Here is a 17,214-nt window from a genome sequence, read left to right on the forward strand (position 1 = left end):
AACCCGCTCCTACGACGGTACTGCGCCATTCTCAAGGGATATGTTTTCACCGCGAAGAGGCGGCCACAGGCACTAATAAAGCGCCTGCGAGATTCCCTCCCGCAGGCGCCCTGCTACATCACGGTCTTGAGTTGCAAGTCACTGGTGGCTGACCCAATACACGGCAGTGACCACCACCAGAACGATCAGGCAGAGGATCGCCCAGGCATCGACACTGCTGTCAGCTTTGCGGACCTTGGTTGGGTTTCCCATTGCATTGCCTCTTGTAGTGGTTATGGGAATGCACTTCACCACCAGCAGTTAAGACGAGCAATGCCCTTCCCTCAAGCAGGGTCATTCAATATTCGACCGGTGACGCCAGAAACGGGTAACGGTAACCGGGCGGTCGCCCTTCGGCGCTGTAACGCCGAAAATCGACGCCGTAGTCGTCCCTTTCCAGTAGCTTCAGCCAACGCCTTGCCTTGGCCTGATCGATTTCCTGCAATACCGGAACACGGCGCTCGCGCAGGCCGTCGCGGTTCAACGCCAGCCCGTGGGCATCATCGTGCAGCATCACCATGGCCCAACCGCCAAGGGTGAAATGTCCACCCATCAGCACGCTCAAGCGCCCATCGATACGCGCGCGCAAGGCTTCGGGCGAGCTATTGACGGCACCGAACAGCACGTCACGCCCCGGCGTGTACCCGGCCTCCTCGAACGCCTGCATGGCACCAAAAGCCATCTGGTCATTGGCCGACCACACCAGGCGGGTGGCCGGGTAACGCTCCAGCAACTGCGTCGCTTGCTCATAGGCGCGCTGACGGTTCCAGCCGCCGTATACCACCTGCCGCAAGCGCACCTGTGGGAAATCGGCCAGGGCTCGGCGCATGCCCTCAACGCGCAACTGCGAGGCCGGGGTGGTCTTGACCCCGGCAAAGGCCAGCAGATCCACCGGCCCTGCGTTGCGAGGCAGTTGTGCGAGCATCGAGTGCAACATCTGGTAGCCCGCCTGCTCGTCGTTGCTCATCAAGGTACCCAGCGGCTCGGCATACTTGTCGGGCTGAGCCTCGATGCTGAGGCGCTGGCTGGTGGTCAGGCCATTGTTGACCAGCAGCAGCTTCACCCCGGTGCCACGCGACAGGCGCAGGATTTCCGGTGCCACGTACTGCTCGTTGACCAGTACCAGGTAATCGGGCCGGTGCGGCGCGCTCAGGATCGCCCGGGCCTGAGTCAGTGTCAGGTCAGCGCGGCGCTCGCTGTATTGCACCTGCAGGGTCATGCCCAGCTCGTCCGCGGCGGCCTGCATGAAGCGGGTGTAGCTGGTCCAGAACGTCTCGGTGGACAGCCCCGGGTTGAGGAACACCACCGAAGCCGGTTGCGCATTTGCCATCAGTGGCAAGACAAGGCACAAGCTTTGGCACAGGGCCTTGAGCATGGGGTCACATCTCTGCGAAGCAAACGTCGGATTATAAACGCCTGGCGACGCTCAACGCACAAATGGCAGTCAATCTCACATAGTCCATTTGGTTCTTTTCATATGCAAAAACATCACTTTAGCGCATAACTGCAACCTGATATCGTTCCCCGGCTCCGTACCGGAGTGCGCGGCCGTGCGCGCGAATAGCTGCATGCCTGAGACAGGACTTTTATGTACGTATACGACGAGTACGATCAGCGGATCATCGAGGACCGCGTCAAGCAGTTCCGTGATCAGACCCGCCGCTACCTGGCCGGTGAGCTGAGCGAAGAAGAATTCCGCCCTCTGCGCCTGCAGAACGGCCTTTATATCCAACGTTTCGCGCCGATGCTGCGTGTCGCGGTGCCGTACGGCCAGCTGAACGCCAACCAGGTCCGCACCCTGGCCAGGATCGCTCGCGACTACGACAAGGGCTATGCCCACATCTCCACGCGCCAGAACGTGCAGTACAACTGGCCGGCGCTGGAAGACATCCCGGACATTCTCGCCGAGCTGGCCACCGTGCAGATGCACGCGATCCAGACCAGCGGCAACTGCCTGCGCAACACCACCACCGACCAGTTCGCCGGTGTGGCCGCAGACGAAATCGTCGACCCGCGCCCATGGTGTGAAATCGTCCGCCAGTGGACCACCTTCCACCCGGAATTCGCCTACCTGCCACGCAAGTTCAAGATCGCCATCAACGGCTCGCAGGAAGACCGCGCGGCCATCGAAGTGCACGACATCGGCCTGGAGCCGGTGCGCAACGCTGCCGGCGAACTGGGCTTCCGTGTGCTGGTCGGTGGCGGCCTGGGCCGTACCCCGGTGGTGGGCTCGTTCATCAACGAGTTCCTGCCGTGGCAGGACCTGATCAGCTACCTCGACGCCATCCTGCGCGTGTACAACCGTTACGGTCGCCGTGACAACAAGTACAAGGCGCGGATCAAGATCCTGGTCAAGGCCCTTACCCCGGAAGTGTTCGCCGAAAAGGTCGAGGCCGAAATGGTCCACCTGCGAGGCGGCAGCACCACCCTGACCGAGGCCGAAGTGCAGCGTGTGTCGCGCCACTTCGTCGACCCCGAGTACCTCGCACTCGACAACGTCGACTACACCGCACTGGATGCCGAGTACCCAGGGTTCGCCCGCTGGCGCTCGCGCAACACCCGTGCCCACAAACGCCCGGGTTACGTGGCTGTGACCCTGTCACTCAAGCCGACCGGTGTTGCCCCGGGTGACTTGACCGACAAGCAGCTGGACGCCGTGGCCGACCTGGCCGAACGCTACAGCTTCGGCTTCCTGCGCACCTCGCACGAGCAGAACATCATCCTCGCCGACGTCGAGCAGCGCCAGCTGCACGCGCTGTGGCTGGAACTGCGCGAGGGCGGCTTCGCCACCCCGAACATCGGCCTGCTGACCGACATCATCTGCTGCCCGGGTGGTGACTACTGCTCGCTGGCCAACGCCAAGTCGATCCCGATTGCCGAGTCCATCCAGCGCCGTTTCGACGACCTGGACTACCTGTTCGACATCGGCGAAATCGACCTGAACATCTCCGGCTGCATGAACGCCTGCGGCCACCACCACGTGGGCCACATCGGCATCCTCGGCGTGGACAAGAAGGGTGAGGAGTTCTACCAGGTGTCGCTGGGTGGCAACGCCGCGCGCGGCGCAAGCCTGGGCAAGATCCTTGGCCCGTCCTTCGCGCAGGATGACATGGCCGATGTGATCGAGAAGCTGATTGCCGTGTACGTCGAGCAACGTACCGAGGAAGAGCGTTTCATCGACACTTACCAGCGTATCGGCATCGACCCCTTCAAGGAACGCGTCTATGCAGCGAATCATTAAGAACAACCAGATCGTCGACGAAACCTGGCACCTGCTGCCCAAGGAAACCTCGTTCGACGAGCTGACCAACTGCGACGACTACATCGTCCCGCTGCAGATGTGGCGCGACCATGCCCATGTGCTCAAGGCCCGCGATGGCGGCCTGGGTGTATGGCTGGACAGCGACCAGGAAGCGGAGGAAATCGGCGAAGACGTGCACCACTTCCAGGTCATCGCCCTGAACTTCCCGGCATTCACCGACGGCCGCAGCTACTCCAATGCGCGCCTGCTGCGTGACCGCTACAAGTTCAAAGGCGAACTGCGCGCCATCGGCGATGTACTGCGCGACCAGCTGTTCTTCATGGCCCGCTGCGGCTTCGACGCATTCGCCATCCGTGCCGACAAGGACCCGGAAGACGCGCTGCAAGGCCTGAAGGACTTCTCGGTGACCTACCAGGCCGCCACCGACGAACCGCTGCCGCTGTTCCGCCGCCGCTGACCGTCCCACCCCAGCGAACAGCCCGCCTCTCGGCGGGCTGTTTCGTTCACAGGCCGTGGCGCTGGATTGCCTCTCGGCTCAATTCAAGCAAAAGCTGCCGTTTCGCGACCTCACGCGCTGCGCAGATATGCTCGACCTGGGCAAAATAGTCGCCATCGCTCAGCGTTTTCGATTGTTCGAGCAACGCATCCAGGCGCTGCTGAAAAGGCTCGTCCAGGCGGCTGAAGCGCGCCGCCTGCTGCTCGTGCAGATAGTCCTGCCAGAAGGATCGATCTGCCAGCGCCTGAGCCAAGGCTTGTGGCGTTTCCTGCCGCAGCACCTCGCTGCGCGCGGCGTCCAGGTCTTCACGGCCAACTCCACTGAAACTCTCGTACGAAAGATGGCTGGGCTGCACGGGAAGGTCGAGACTATCTGCCAGCCTGACGCGATAGGTCAGGTAAACCTCAACGGGATCGTTCGAAAAGTAATCCGCAATATGCCGCGCGGCAATTGCGTTGACTTTATCCAGGCGGAACAACGAACGCCCCAGCCTGACCAGCGCCCGCTCCTTCTGTAAACCGGTACCGGCTGTACCGGCCTTGGCGACCAGCGCGCCAACCTCCAGCTCGCTGAGCGTCAGCAGCAACTCGTCACTGCAACTGCGCGGCCGGGCAACTTGCTCGAACAGGCTCGCACGTACTTCAGCGTGCTGCTCGCAGGCCTCGAGGATATGCCACACCCGGGCCTGCAGGTCGCGCGGTTGTGCGTCGTATTCACGCAGGGCGCGTAAATCAGAGAAGAAGCGGAACAGATCCTGCGCCCCGGCTTCCTGGCTCAAGCGGTTCCAGCTCGCCAATCGCACCTCGCGCTGGGCTGGCGTGAATCCTGAAAACCAAGGGGCTGCAGCGTTCGGGATCGAAGTGGCATGAGCTGCACGTCGACGCTCAACGGCCCCGGCCGACGCCCTGGCCAACTGCAAGCGCTGCAAGGTTTCGTCCGAGAGTGGATTGTCGTGCAGCTCCAGGCCCCGCAACAAGCGAAGCGGCACTAAAGACAGCGCTTCAGGCAGCGTCTGGATCTGGTTGTCACGCATGTCCAGCAACTCCAGATTACCGTGCCTGGCCAGATCAGCGGGCAGATCGCCCAGCCCGGTGTTGCGCAAGGACAGCCGGCGCAGCAGGGGGAAAGACGCCAAGGGTGGCAGCAAGCCGACCGGGTTACCGTTGAGCTCCAAACGGCGCAGCTCCACAAGCTGGCTCAAACGCAGGTTATCCTCGCTGGAAAGCACGATCTGGTTGCCGCCAAGGCGCAGGGTCCTCAGTTCGGTCAGTTGCTCGATACCTGCGGGAAGGCGCGTCAGCTGGTTGTTCCGCAAGTCCAGGTTGCGCACCTTGCTGAAGCGACCAAGAAAGCCCGCATCAAGGCTCGTCACCTGCATATCGCGCAGGGTCAGGTGCGTGATGTGGTCGAAACTCACATTATCAGGCAACGCTGGCAGGTCACCCACCCGCTCGCCCACGAGGGTCAGGTGGTAGTCACCCGCCATCTCCCCTGGGGTAAAGCGCTGCCAGCTTGCCGTAATACGCCTGGCAACCTTGATACGACGCAGGCGGCGAACAATGTTCAGTCCTGCGTCATTTCGCCAGGCTTGCAATGCCTGCTTGAGGCTGACCTTGGCCTGTAACAGTTGGCTCACATGGTTCCAGGGGTCCACTCCCCGCCAAGCCAGGTCTTGCAGGTAGGCCTCCAGCTGCTCACTGCTCATCACCGGATACACGTGGTTCAACGTGCGCCGCAGTGCCTGGCGAGTCCCTGTCAGGTGGCCACTGAGCGGGTAGCCCAACCGCCCATCGAACAACCGTACAGGAGGGCGAATCCCCTGCCCCACACGGGCCAGCCCAATCATTCGGGCCGCCGCTTCACGGTCAGCGAGCGCCTCACGCCCAAGCCGCTCACCCAGTGCGTTATCCGTCATCTGGCTAATACCAAGCAACTGTCGCTGGCGGCTGTCCAGCTGTCGTCTCAACGTCTGCAGCAACCCACCCCTGCCCGCGGCAGGCAGCTCAACGTTGACCCCAGCCGACCAAGGGGCGATGGCATCGATCAGGCCCAGCGCGAGCTTACCGGTATCGTCATTTTCTGCGGCGGCCTGGCGCAACCCTGCGCAGGCACGGTCTATCCGGCTGTCGCGTATTGCCCAGCGGGCACGCTCCGCCAAGGCCAGGGGTACCCGGCCTGCACCCGTCAGGCTCTCCATCTCGACGCTGCTGGCCCCCTCGACGATTTCCCGTGCGCAGCGGTGGGAAAGGCCCGGGAAGTCCCGCATCAATACGCGGTCCGCTGCTTGCGGATTGATCTGTCGCTCGTTGAAGACCTCCTCGAAAGCGTCACCCCGCAACATCGGGAAATCACGGTGCAATTGCTGGCGTTCGATGGCATCGAGCAAGCGTGCCGGCGCGGGCGCATTTTCCAACAGCAAACGGCGCAGGCAGTCAGCCTCGAAACCGGTGGTCTGCAGCGCTACAGATACCGCCTCATCGGGCACCTGCGCCGTGCGGCTGGCAAGGCGGCGCACCATGTAGGCGGGGTCATGCCAACGCTGCGGTTGCTCGAACTCATGCACCCATCCCCCGGCACCATTGTGCTCAAGTGCCGGTGAATACGCCCCTGGCCTTGATGGGTGATGAATACGCCATGCGCCATCGTCCCCCTCGCTCACCTCATAGACAGCATCGTGCAGGCGCCTCAGCGAACGGCCAGTTTCATTCACGGCCTGGCCTACCATCAGATCGACGCCCTCACGCTGATAGCCCGACAAGGACGGATCACACAGCCGCAACTGGCCATCGCCCAAGCTTACCGGCACCATGGCATCCACCCGCGCCACTCGCTGTGCCAGCTTGCCAAGTGCCGTCGCTCCGGCCGCCGTCACCGCCGCCATCACAACCGTGTCGGCCACGTTGAACAAGTGGCCCAATGCGGCGTCGCGATCACCCAACTGCCAATCCTGGTAGCCTTCGTACACCTCACCCGCCAGTTGCACCACCGTAAGCCCCAGCAGGGCCTGCCCCAACACAGGCACAAACAGCGCTGCCAGGCCTGCCACGCTCAACCCCAAATCCAGATAGCCCTGCAAACGTGCGCGGCGGTCGGCGACATCTTCATCCTCTGTCGAAACCGCCAATACCCGCGCGTCATCCAGCATTTTTTCGATCCGCGCTTGGCGCAGCGCGACGAACACGTCGCCCTCGATCGCAAAACAGCGGCCATCCAGCTCAAGCGGAAGAACAGTATTACCGTGGCTGAGCAGTGCGTTCAGGGCCGCGCAGAAGGTGACGCGATCACGCTCTGCGACGAAGCGCTGGAAGTACCGCCGATAGGCCTCATTACGCAAGCGTATGCCAAGCGTCATGTACAGCAGCTCCCAGCTGGTGTGCCAACTCACCGGGGCATACGGGTCCTCAGGCAACCACGCGATAACACCAAGCAGGCGGGCGTTCTGACGCACTTCGATCACCAGTGCACCAATGACCTCCTTGCCCAACAGCCGCAGGGTGTGACACTTCAACACGGTGTTGTCGGCTGGCATGAAAGACGCTGTGCCCACAACCTGGTTGATCCACTGACAGGTCTGCTCATCGATTTCACCCTTGATCCTTGCGGCGATTGCAGCAAGCGCCAGGTTGGCGCTCAACGCCTCCTCCAGGGTGCTCTCGACGGCCACCCCCTCGCCTTCAAGCTTCGATTGCAAATGGCTTTGATAACGCCCGCCGATATCAAGGTCTCTGCAAAGGCGGACAAAGGCTTGCGCACTTAGCGGCAGCAGGTGCCCGCTAGCAGTGACCAACTGCGACCCGGTCGCGAACCAGCCAGGCTGCATTTCCTTTTCGTGGAAGTTGTGCAGTGCCGCCGAGAGCAGCGTCTGGGTGCTGACGATGCGTGTCGAAGTACTTGGCAAGGCAGGTGATATCGACGGTTTTGGCTGCAGGGTCACCAGCCTGAGCTGAGCCTGGCGCAGGTCTACCTGCCTGATCGAATGGGCCTCAAGTGCGCTTTTGAGCAACGACTCGGCGAACTCATCCAAGGGGGTTATGGCCCCTAACCAGGCGTCTACTTGGTCCTGCGCCCGCTGTTGGCGCAAAGCAGCGGCGCGCAGCTCTGTCAGCTCTTGGGCAGACGCGCGCTTGAGCCAGCCTGGCAACTGACGGGCAATCAGCGCATCGATGGAATCGGCAGGTATTACGGAAGGGGTCATGGGCAGCCTCAACGCTTGATAAAAAAGCGCTAGCTGAACAAGGTTCCAATCCCCTCTGGCCCTATTTATGTAGTGAATGCACAGCTTGAAAATGTATTTGTGCCTACAGGTCAAATGACTTTGGCGCCATAGCGGCTTATTCGCTGCCGTTCAAACCTGCACACTGGGCACCACATGATCCTCCCCCTATTCAGGAGCAACCCCATGAGCGTTCCTTCCTTCGGCCTCGGCACCTTCCGCCTCACCGGCCAAACCGTCATCGACTCGGTCAAGTCTGCCCTGGCAGTCGGCTACCGCGTCATCGATACCGCCCAGATCTACAAGAACGAAGCCGAAGTGGGCCAGGCCATCGCCGAAAGCGGCGTGCCGCGCAGCGAGCTGTTCATCACCACCAAAATCTGGGTCGACAACTACGCCGCCGACAAGCTGATCCCCAGCCTGCGTGACAGCTTGCAGAAACTGCGCACCGACTACGTCGACCTGCTGCTGATCCACTGGCCAGCGCCGGGCAACGGCGTAGAACTGCCCGAGTACATGAAGGCCCTGGCCGACGCCAAGCAGCAAGGCCTGGCTCGCCAGATCGGCGTTTCCAACTTCAACATCGAGCTGACCAGGCAAGCCATTGCCGTGGTCGGCAAAGGGGAAATCGCCACCAACCAGATCGAGCTCAGCCCCTACCTGCAGAACAGCAAGCTGACCGCGTTCCTCAAGGAACAAGGGATCACCGTGACCTCGTACATGACCCTGGCCTACGGCAAAGTGCTAAAAGACCCGGTACTGGCCCAGATCGCCGCCAAGCACAAGGCTACCGTCGCCCAGGTTGCCCTGGCCTGGGCCCTGCAACTGGGCTATGCCGTGATCCCGTCGTCGACCAAGCGTGAAAACCTGGCCAGCAACCTGCTTGCCCGTGGCCTGAAGCTGGACAGCGACGATATGGCACGCATCGCCAAGCTGGAGCGCAACGGCCGCGAGGTCAGCCCTGACGGCCTGGCGCCAACCTGGGACTGACACCGATGACTGCTCAAACAATGAGACCCGGCCGCGTGCTCTTCGCGTTGGCCATTGGTGCCTTTGGCATCGGTACTACCGAGTTCACCCCGATGGGTCTACTGCCGGTCATCGCCCAAGGCGTGGAGGTGAGCATCCCCAGCGCCGGCATGCTGATCACCGCCTATGCCATTGGCGTGATGGTCGGCGCGCCGATCATGACCCTGCTGTTCAGCCGCTTTGGGAAGCGCGCTGCGCTGATGGCGCTGATGGCCATCTTCACCCTTGGCAACCTGCTGTCGTCACTGTCGCCGGACTACTACACCCTGCTCGCCTCGCGATTGGTCACCAGCCTCAACCATGGTGCGTTCTTCGGCCTGGGAGCCGTGGTGGCAGCCAGCGTGGTGCCCAAGGAGAAACAGGCCAGCGCCGTGGCCACCATGTTCATGGGCCTGACGATCGCCAACATCGGCGGCGTGCCGGCCGCCACCTGGATCGGCCAGCAGATTGGCTGGCGCATGGCATTTGCCGGCACCGCCGTACTCGGCCTGCTGGCCATGGCCGCACTGTGGTACGCCCTGCCCAAGGGTGAACGCGGCAGCGTGCCGCATGTGCGCAAGGAACTGGCGGTCATTGCCCGCCCCAGCGTGTTGCTGGCAATGGCCACCACCGTGCTCGGTGCCGGCGCCATGTTCACCTTGTACACCTACGTGGCGCCGGTGCTGGCCGAACTGACCGGCGCCTCGGACAGCTTCGTAACCTTGGGGCTGGTACTGATCGGGGTTGGCTTCACCCTTGGCAACAGCCTGGGTGGCCGCCTGGCCGACTGGTCGCTGGATGGCGCGGCGAAGATCTTCCTCGCCGTGCTGGCGCTGATCATGCTGGCGATGCCCCTGGTACTGGGTAGCCACATCGGCGCCGCCATCGCCCTGCTGGTCTGGGGCATGTTCACCTTCGCCGTGGTACCGCCGCTGCAAATGCGTGTAATGACTGCCGCCATCGAGGCGCCAGGCCTGGCATCGTCGATCAACGTGGGTGCGTTCAACCTGGGTAACGCCGTGGGCGCGGCGCTGGGCGGTGCGGTTATCAGCCTGAACCTGGGCTACGCCGCCGTGCCAATGGCCGGAGGTGTGCTGGCGGCTGCGGGGCTGTTGCTGGTATGGCTGGGCGGGCGCAGCAAGGTCGCCGGCAAGACCGCAGCCGATATGGCCTGAAGGCAATCACCTGCAGGAGCGGCCCATCGCGACACCAGGCCGTTCCTGCACACGGGCCGCGCCTGATTTCCTCACGCTGTAATGATGGAATACCGGGCGCCTCCGCTCTCTTGCCAGGCAGTGGGCACGGATGCCCGAAACGCGACATTGGCTGCCTGTTCGGCGTGAGACAGGCCACCTGGGCACTGGATAACCTGCTGCGGCAACGCCTTGCTCCCTTGCCATAGAAGAACCTTGCCCATGACAACCTCCGCCGCCTCCATAGCCGCCGCCACGCCTGCCGACCAGCCTCAGGGCTTTGTCGTGCGCATCGTCGGTGCGGCTGCATTCGCCCACCTGCTCAACGACCTGATTCAAGCCGAACTGCCGTCGATTTACCCCATGCTGAAAAGCGATTTCGCGCTGAGCTTCGCCCAGATCGGCTGGATCGCCTTGGTGTATCAGGTGACTGCTTCCCTGCTGCAACCTTGGGTCGGCATGTTCACCGACAAGCACCCACAACCCTACCTGCTGCCTGCCGGCATGTTGGTGACGCTGGTGGGCATCGCCCTGCTCGCCTTTGCCGGCAGCTATGAAATGCTGCTGGTGGCTGCCGCCGTGGTCGGCGTGGGTTCGGCCACCTTCCACCCAGAGGCCTCGCGGGTGGCCAGAATGGCCTCCGGCGGGCGCTTCGGCACCGCGCAATCAACCTTCCAGGTCGGCGGCAATACCGGCTCGGCCCTCGGCCCGCTGCTCACCGCTGCCATCATCATTCCGCACGGGCAACCGGCCATTGCCTGGTTCATGCTGGCCGCTGCGCTGGCTGTTCTGGTGCTGCTGCGGGTGACGGGCTGGAGCGTGCGCCACGGCCAGGCCCGGCTCAAGAGTTTCGCGGGCCAACAGGCCCCTGGCCTGTCGCGGGGTGCCATGTGGCGCGCGGTGGTGGTGATCGCCGTGCTGATGTTCGCCAAGTTCGTCTACATCGCTTCGTTCACCAACTTCTTCACCTTCTACCTGATCGAGCATTTCGGCCTGAGTGTGCAGCACAGCCAGCTGTACCTGTTCGTGTTTCTCGCAGCCGTTGCGCTGGGCACCTTTGCCGGTGGCCCGGTGGGTGATCGCATCGGGCGCAAGGCCGTGATCTGGGTCTCGTTCCTCGGCGTGGCGCCCTTCGCCCTGGCCCTGCCCCATGCCAACCTCGCCTGGACAGCCGTACTGGCGGTGGCCATCGGCCTGGTGATGTCCTCGGCATTCGCTGCCCTGGTGGTGTATGCCCAAGAGGCGGTGCCAGGCCGGGTCGGCATGGTTTCGGGGGTGATGTTCGGGCTGATGTTCGGCATCAGCGGCGTGGGTGCAGCCGGCCTGGGCACACTGGCCGACCAGCATGGCATCGAATGGGTGTACCAAGCCATCGCGTTCCTGCCGCTACTCGGGTTGGCCACCGCCTTGCTGCCGGCCACCCGCTCGCGGGCCCGCCCTGGCCGTTGCTGCTAAAGTGGCGCTGCCAGGCTGCTCCGATATGAGGTCACGATGGTAAAGCCGCAGCGTGAATTGTTGGTGGAGGTCGATGAGTGGACCTGGGAAGTGGGTAGCCGTGCGACAGACTACCCAAGCGACTGGTTCATCGAGCCCCATAGCCATACCAAGCATCAACTGATCTATGCCATCAAAGGCCTGATGATCGTCGAGTCCGGCAACGAATGCTGGACGGTGCCACCCAGCCGCGGCGTGTGGATGCCTTGCGGCCAGGTACATGCCATTCGCTGTGTCGGCGACGTGAAGATGCGCAGTGTGTTCGTGCGCATCGACGCGGCAACGGGCCTGCCCCTGCAGAGCAAGGCCATCAGCATCTCGCCCTTGCTCAGCGAACTGATCAAGGCCTCGGTGGGGTTCACCGCACCGTTTGCCGAGGACTCGCGCGAAACCCGGGTCATGCGCCTGATCCTCGACGAAATCTGCGTACTGCCGACCTTGCCGCTGAAGCTGTCGCAGCCCAGCGACCAGCGCCTGCGGGTGATCTGCACGGCGTTGCATGAACGGCCCGAGGATAACGCCACGGTTGCCGACTGGGGCCTGCGACTGGGGGTGGACGAAAAGACCATCCAGCGGTTGTTCCGCAAGGAAACCGGCATGACCTTCGGCCAGTGGCGCCAGCAGGCGCGGCTGATGCAGGCACTGGAGCGGATTGCCCTGGGCGAGCGAATCATCGATGTGGCGGGGGCCTTGGGCTATGACAGCCCAAGTGCCTTCGCCAGCATGTTCAAGCGTCAGTTCGGTACCACGCCCAGTCAGTTCTTCAAATAACCTGAAGTCCACACATTTGCTGGCACTGGCCCGCGGCATACGGGCTGTCCGCTGACGGCTCGCCCTGCCTGTTCTTGCACAGCATCCCCACCAAGCCGTATACAGTACCCCTACAACAATGCCCGCAAAGGAGCCCGGCACATGACCGTGACGCTGTCCCCCCTGCAGATCGACTGCGATTTCGACTCCGGCAACATACAGGTACTGGATGCCAGCAACCCGGCCCAGGTACACCTGGCCATTCGTCCGGACACCCACAGCGGCCACTACCAGTGGTTCCACTTCAAGGTCAGCGGGCTCACACCGGGGCAGGTCCATCGCTTCAGCCTAGACAACGCTTCCGGCTCCTCGTACAAGAACGCGTGGAGCGGCTACAACGCTGTGGCCAGCTACGACCAGCAGCGCTGGTTCCGTGTGCCAAGCCAGTTCGACGGTACGGCGCTATCGTTCGAGGTCAAGGCTGAACAGGACCAGATCTGGTTCGCCTACTTCGAGCCCTACCCGCGGGCCCGCCACAACCAGCTGATCGAACGTGCCTGCCAACTCCCGGGGGTCGAGTTGCTGGCCAGCGGCCGCAGTATCCAGGGCCGCGATATCCCCCTGCTGCGGGCAGGTGACGGTGCCGAAGGCAAGCGCAAGCTGTGGCTGATTGCCCAGCAGCACCCGGGCGAGCACATGGCCGAATGGTTCATGGAAGGCGTGATCGACCGCCTGCAGGCCAACGACGCGGTGATCCAGCAATTGCTGGCCAAGGCCGACCTTTACCTGATCCCCAACATGAACCCCGACGGCGCCTTCCTCGGCCACCTGCGCACCAACTTCAAGGGCAAGGACCTTAACCGTGCCTGGCAGGACGCCAGCGTCGAATTCAGCCCGGAAGTGCTCTTTGCACAGGCGCAGATGAAGCAGTACGGTGTGGATGCCTTCATCGACGTGCACGGTGACGAGGAGATCCCGCACGTGTTCACGGCCGCATGCGAGGGCAACCCGGGCTACACCCCTCGGCTGGCCAAGCTCGAAGAGCAGTTCCGTAACACCTTGTGCAGCCTGACCCGCGACTTCCAGACGGTGCATGGCTATACCCGTGACGAACCCGGACAGGCGAACACGACGCTGGCCTGCAATGCGGTGGGCATGGCACATGACTGCCTGTCGCTGACGCTGGAGATGCCGTTCAAGGACCATGACGACGCACCCGATGCCGTCACCGGGTGGTCGGGGGCGCGTTCGAAGGCACTGGCCGGAGCGGTGCTGGAGACCCTGGCAAGCATGGTAGGCGATTTGCGCTGAACCTCGCCTTGCGCAGCCCCTGCAGGAGCAGCACGTCGCGACACACGGCGGCTCCTTCAGGGGTATGAACCGCCGGAAGGACGACAGGTTCAGAATTGCACATCCAGTATCACACTGTCGGTATAGGTCGCAGCCGGCGGTGTCGCCTGATCGGTATAGACCTTGGCGTTGTAGTTGAACACCTGGCTACCCGTGCCGGTACCTACGCCGGGGTTGATGTCGGCATCCGTACTGGAACGCCTGGCAGCCCCTGACGCCCCCCAGCGCACGGTCCCGGCACTTTTGAAAATGTCATAGGCCAGGTAGTTGTTGGCCGAAGACTTCATCCGCCGCCGCCCACCCGACACGTTCTGCCCGTCATCCAGCCCTACCGTGTAGCTGCTGCCCTTGGTGCATGACACGTTTATGCCCTGGCTCACCGTGCCGAACCCCGCCACCACCGGTGCACTGGCGAAGCTGATGTCAGGCGTGGTGATCTGGCAATCGTTGGTCACCGTCAGGCTCACGTTCAAGAGCTGGCTACCCGAACCGATGTCGCGCCCAAGGCATATCCCTAACGCGCCAATCCCCGAACAATAATCCCAGCTCCAGGCCACGGTCAGGGCCTCTTGATACAACCCGGCCGCGACATTGCTGCCAATCTGGGTGCGCAGGTAGATCGGCACCGCCTTGGGTGTGGTACCGCCGAGCAGCCCCAGCAAGTCGAGGATGCCGTTGCGGGCGAAGTCGTAGGCCACACCGCGGGTAATCGGGTAGCGGGTGGTGTTGTCGGCATACAGCGTGTAGGGAATGACATCGCCTGTCGGGCCGATCAGCCCACCCGAGGCGGGCGTGATCGTGGCGTAGAAATGATCACCACTGCTGAGCAAGGTCAGCAGCGAACCGGTGCACTGCAACCCGGAGTTGAGGCTGGAAGCCGTCTGTACCGTGTTGCGAACCTGCGTTGAATTAAGGCTGCCAAACGCTGCCGGCAACGTGGCCACCGACGAACAAAGCGCCAAGGCCGTGCCACTCGGCAACAGCAGCACGCTCGCCACCAGGCCCCGCCGCCAGGCGCTCATCGGCACACCAGCGGACCAATCAGAGGGATCGAGCCTTGCGCTTCGGGCAGGTCAAACGCCACTTCGCAATGCCCACCCCCTTCAAGCGCCACCTGAAGGCGGTTATGCGACGACAGGTTCTCCAGGTACACCAACCCGTCCCACCCCACCACCGCCTGGGTGCCGCTCTCTGCGTGGGTGACACGGCTACCCAGTTTGAGCACCTGCTGGTTGCCATCCACCAATTCGACACTGGCCGCCATGACCCGCTTGAGGGGGAATTCCAGCAAGTAGCCACTGCCCCGTCGCACCGCTACACGCTGCTCAACGTCCGGCGCGAGGACATCCGGTGGCAGGTTCATGGGATCGATCTCGTACTTGCCCCGGTAGTAACCGCTGCTGTAAGGCACCAGCAAGTGCCCCTTGGCATCGGTACGGCCGATTTCCTGGTTTTCATAACGCACCGGTACATCCGCGTAACCTGCGGTGCTGACCACCACGAAGGCATCATCGATACGGTTGGCAGCGAACACGCCGGCATCCATCCACACCAGAGAACCACTGGCGTCGGCCCAGCGGGTCATCTCACCGCTGCTGCCATACACACCGGCCTGCAGTTGCACCGATTGCAGGCGCCAGGTGACGTCGGCCTGGCGATAGGCATCACGGTCGCTGCCTGCGGCATAGCCCAGGTTGTAACCGACGCCGACACCGGCTGGCACCGCACGGCTGTAGTTGGCCCGTTGCAGGGTCTCGCCTTCATTGCTGCGTTCCATGCTCAGCGCCAGGGTGCCGTGCAGGTCGAACGGGATCACCAATTGCGCCTGCACCGCCCACTGGCTGTCACCCACTTCACGGTTGGCCGACAGGTACACACTGCTGCTGCCCCACAGTGGCTTGCTGTAGCTCAGGTTGATCAACCGGGTACGCGTACCGTCACCGGCGCGCACGTCGAAGTAGCCAGCGCCAATGCTGCCGTACTCGTTCAGGTTGACACTGAGGGTGACCTGTTCGCTGCTTTTGCTCAGTTGCATGTCCGGGGAGCCCACCCGACTCAGGTCGGCATAGTCGCCATGGCGTTGCAGGCGCTGGTAACCGAAGCCGATGCGCTGGCTGTTGTACTGGTAGCCAAGGGCGACCTGATGGCCCTTGTCGCCCTCGAACCGGCTTTGCGCCAAGGCAGCGTTGAGCACGCCAAAGTTGCCCATGCGCATGTTGCCGCCCAGCCCACCCAGCATCAGCGACTCAGCCGTTTCGGCGTGGGTTTCCAGGGTGAAGATGTCACTGAGCCCATAGCGCAAGCTGCCCGAGGCAATACCCGGCCCATAGCTGAAATCGCGTACGCTATAATCACGGCGCAGGCTGCCGGCGGCCACCGAGTAGTCCGACAGGCCCTTCTGCAGCAAGCTGCTGGTGACATAGAACGGCAAGGTGGTCGACACCTGCCGGCCAAGGGCATCAGTGGTGACCACCACCGCTTCCCCGGCACCGTTGATGAACGGCACGTTGGTCAGGGTGTACGGCCCTGGCTGCAGTTCAGTGGTACTGGACTTGAAACCGTTGATGAACAGGTCGAGCGACGTGGGCACCGCCGCTTCGCCGGCGAACGCAGGCAAGGGGTAAGTGACAAGATCCGGGCGCGCAGCGAAGTCGCGTGACAGCTGCACTCCGCCCACTCGCACCGAGCTGCTCCAGGGCAAGGCGCCCGTCACGAAGTCACCGGCTTCGTAGGTCAGCAGGCGCTGCTCGTCGGTAAAGCGCCAGGTGGTGTCGTAACGCATGAAGCCTCGGCGCGTATCGTCCGCCTGTGCGCCATTGAAAGACTGGCGCCACTGGCCGGTACTGGAGAAGGTACCCCAGCTGTCGAACAGGCGCAGCTCGTTCCAGGCGGCCAGGTAGGTGCCGCCTTCATCGGTGTCGTTGAGATACAGGTCATAGTTGAACAAGGCGCCGAAGCTGCTGCGCGCATCGCTGGCCGGGTAAAGGTTGCGATCACCCACTTGCTGTTCTGGCAACCAGGCTGGCGGCACCTGCAGCAGCAGGCGCTGGTTCTGACTGTCGTAGTCGGTGTGCAGCCCCGCGATGCTGTCCAGGGCCACCTCCCCCTGGGGGTTGCCCGGCAGCAAGACGCCAGCTGCACGCAATACGTCGCTGTCCAGGTACAAGCGCCCGGCCCGCTGCTGCACCGGTATCAGTTCAACCCTGGGCATCTGGTTCACCACCAGATCGAGGTAAAGGGTGGCCTCGGCGATGGCGGACATCTCCGTGGGCGGTGGGGGCAAGTCGTCGGCCAGCACCAGCGCGGGGCTGACCATGGCCAACCCCAGGCACCAGCGGCACGTCGTCGCCGGAAGCCATTTCACACACGGTTTCCAACCATTGCCGGGTCCTCCCTGGCCCCTGCACTT

Annotated in this window: 11 protein-coding genes; 7 read left to right on the forward strand and 4 right to left on the reverse strand. The window is 63.0% G+C overall.

Annotated features, from left to right (window positions below; all coding sequences use genetic code 11):
• Positions 1 to 337: 337 nt before the first annotated feature.
• Positions 338 to 1,414 carry an ABC transporter substrate-binding protein gene (locus ACF8GF_RS00645; RefSeq protein WP_176683903.1) on the reverse strand — a complete coding sequence of 359 codons (1,077 nt, stop codon included), beginning with the start codon at positions 1,412 to 1,414 and terminating at the stop codon, positions 338 to 340.
• Between the two features lie 213 nt (positions 1,415 to 1,627).
• Here ACF8GF_RS00645 and ACF8GF_RS00650 point away from each other — a divergent pair, with 213 nt between their 5' ends.
• Complete coding sequence (locus tag ACF8GF_RS00650) at positions 1,628 to 3,280, forward strand: nitrite/sulfite reductase (RefSeq protein WP_176683904.1); 1,653 nt, start codon at positions 1,628 to 1,630, stop codon at positions 3,278 to 3,280.
• Positions 3,264 to 3,758, forward strand: coding sequence for a DUF934 domain-containing protein (locus tag ACF8GF_RS00655; RefSeq protein ID WP_176683905.1), 495 nt, complete (start codon positions 3,264 to 3,266; stop codon positions 3,756 to 3,758). Before ACF8GF_RS00650 ends, ACF8GF_RS00655 begins: the two co-directional genes overlap by 17 nt.
• A 46-nt stretch (positions 3,759 to 3,804) precedes the next feature.
• Here the strand turns inward: ACF8GF_RS00655 and ACF8GF_RS00660 are convergent, their stop codons facing one another.
• Positions 3,805 to 7,992, reverse strand: a complete 4,188-nt coding sequence (locus ACF8GF_RS00660) for an NEL-type E3 ubiquitin ligase domain-containing protein (protein ID WP_392487493.1) — start codon at positions 7,990 to 7,992, stop codon at positions 3,805 to 3,807.
• Positions 7,993 to 8,196: 204 nt separating this feature from the next.
• On the opposite strand from ACF8GF_RS00660, the gene dkgB reads away from it, so the two are divergent.
• The 5 genes from dkgB to ACF8GF_RS00685 all read left to right on the forward strand — a co-directional run bounded on the left by dkgB (position 8,197) and on the right by ACF8GF_RS00685 (position 13,766).
• Positions 8,197 to 9,000, forward strand: a complete 804-nt coding sequence (gene dkgB, locus ACF8GF_RS00665; RefSeq protein WP_064493404.1) for a 2,5-didehydrogluconate reductase DkgB — start codon at positions 8,197 to 8,199, stop codon at positions 8,998 to 9,000.
• A gap of 20 nt (positions 9,001 to 9,020) precedes the next feature.
• Positions 9,021 to 10,193 carry an MFS transporter gene (locus tag ACF8GF_RS00670; protein ID WP_370844328.1) on the forward strand — a complete coding sequence of 391 codons (1,173 nt, stop codon included), beginning with the start codon at positions 9,021 to 9,023 and terminating at the stop codon, positions 10,191 to 10,193.
• 240 nt (positions 10,194 to 10,433) lie between these two features.
• Positions 10,434 to 11,666: an MFS transporter gene (locus tag ACF8GF_RS00675; protein ID WP_392487494.1), complete on the forward strand. Its 1,233-nt coding sequence runs from the start codon at positions 10,434 to 10,436 to the stop codon at positions 11,664 to 11,666.
• Between the two features lie 36 nt (positions 11,667 to 11,702).
• Entirely contained in the window at positions 11,703 to 12,476 is a 774-nt protein-coding gene (locus ACF8GF_RS00680; protein ID WP_176683910.1) for a helix-turn-helix domain-containing protein, read from the forward strand.
• Between the two features lie 141 nt (positions 12,477 to 12,617).
• Positions 12,618 to 13,766, forward strand: coding sequence for a carboxypeptidase family protein (locus ACF8GF_RS00685; protein WP_176683911.1), 1,149 nt, complete (start codon positions 12,618 to 12,620; stop codon positions 13,764 to 13,766).
• Between the two features lie 89 nt (positions 13,767 to 13,855).
• On the opposite strand, the gene ACF8GF_RS00690 is transcribed toward ACF8GF_RS00685, so the two are convergent.
• Together ACF8GF_RS00690 and ACF8GF_RS00695 are read right to left on the reverse strand one after the other, a co-directional pair.
• Positions 13,856 to 14,827, reverse strand: a complete 972-nt coding sequence (locus ACF8GF_RS00690; RefSeq protein ID WP_176683912.1) for a spore coat U domain-containing protein — start codon at positions 14,825 to 14,827, stop codon at positions 13,856 to 13,858.
• Positions 14,824 to 17,121: a fimbria/pilus outer membrane usher protein gene (locus ACF8GF_RS00695; RefSeq protein ID WP_392487500.1), complete on the reverse strand. Its 2,298-nt coding sequence runs from the start codon at positions 17,119 to 17,121 to the stop codon at positions 14,824 to 14,826. The genes ACF8GF_RS00690 and ACF8GF_RS00695 overlap by 4 nt, the downstream gene beginning before the upstream one ends.
• Positions 17,122 to 17,214 lie beyond the last annotated feature (93 nt).

Origin of the sequence: Pseudomonas sp. yb_5, assembly GCF_043103865.1 — a bacterium.
GTDB lineage: Bacteria > Pseudomonadota > Gammaproteobacteria > Pseudomonadales > Pseudomonadaceae > Aquipseudomonas > Aquipseudomonas putida_Y.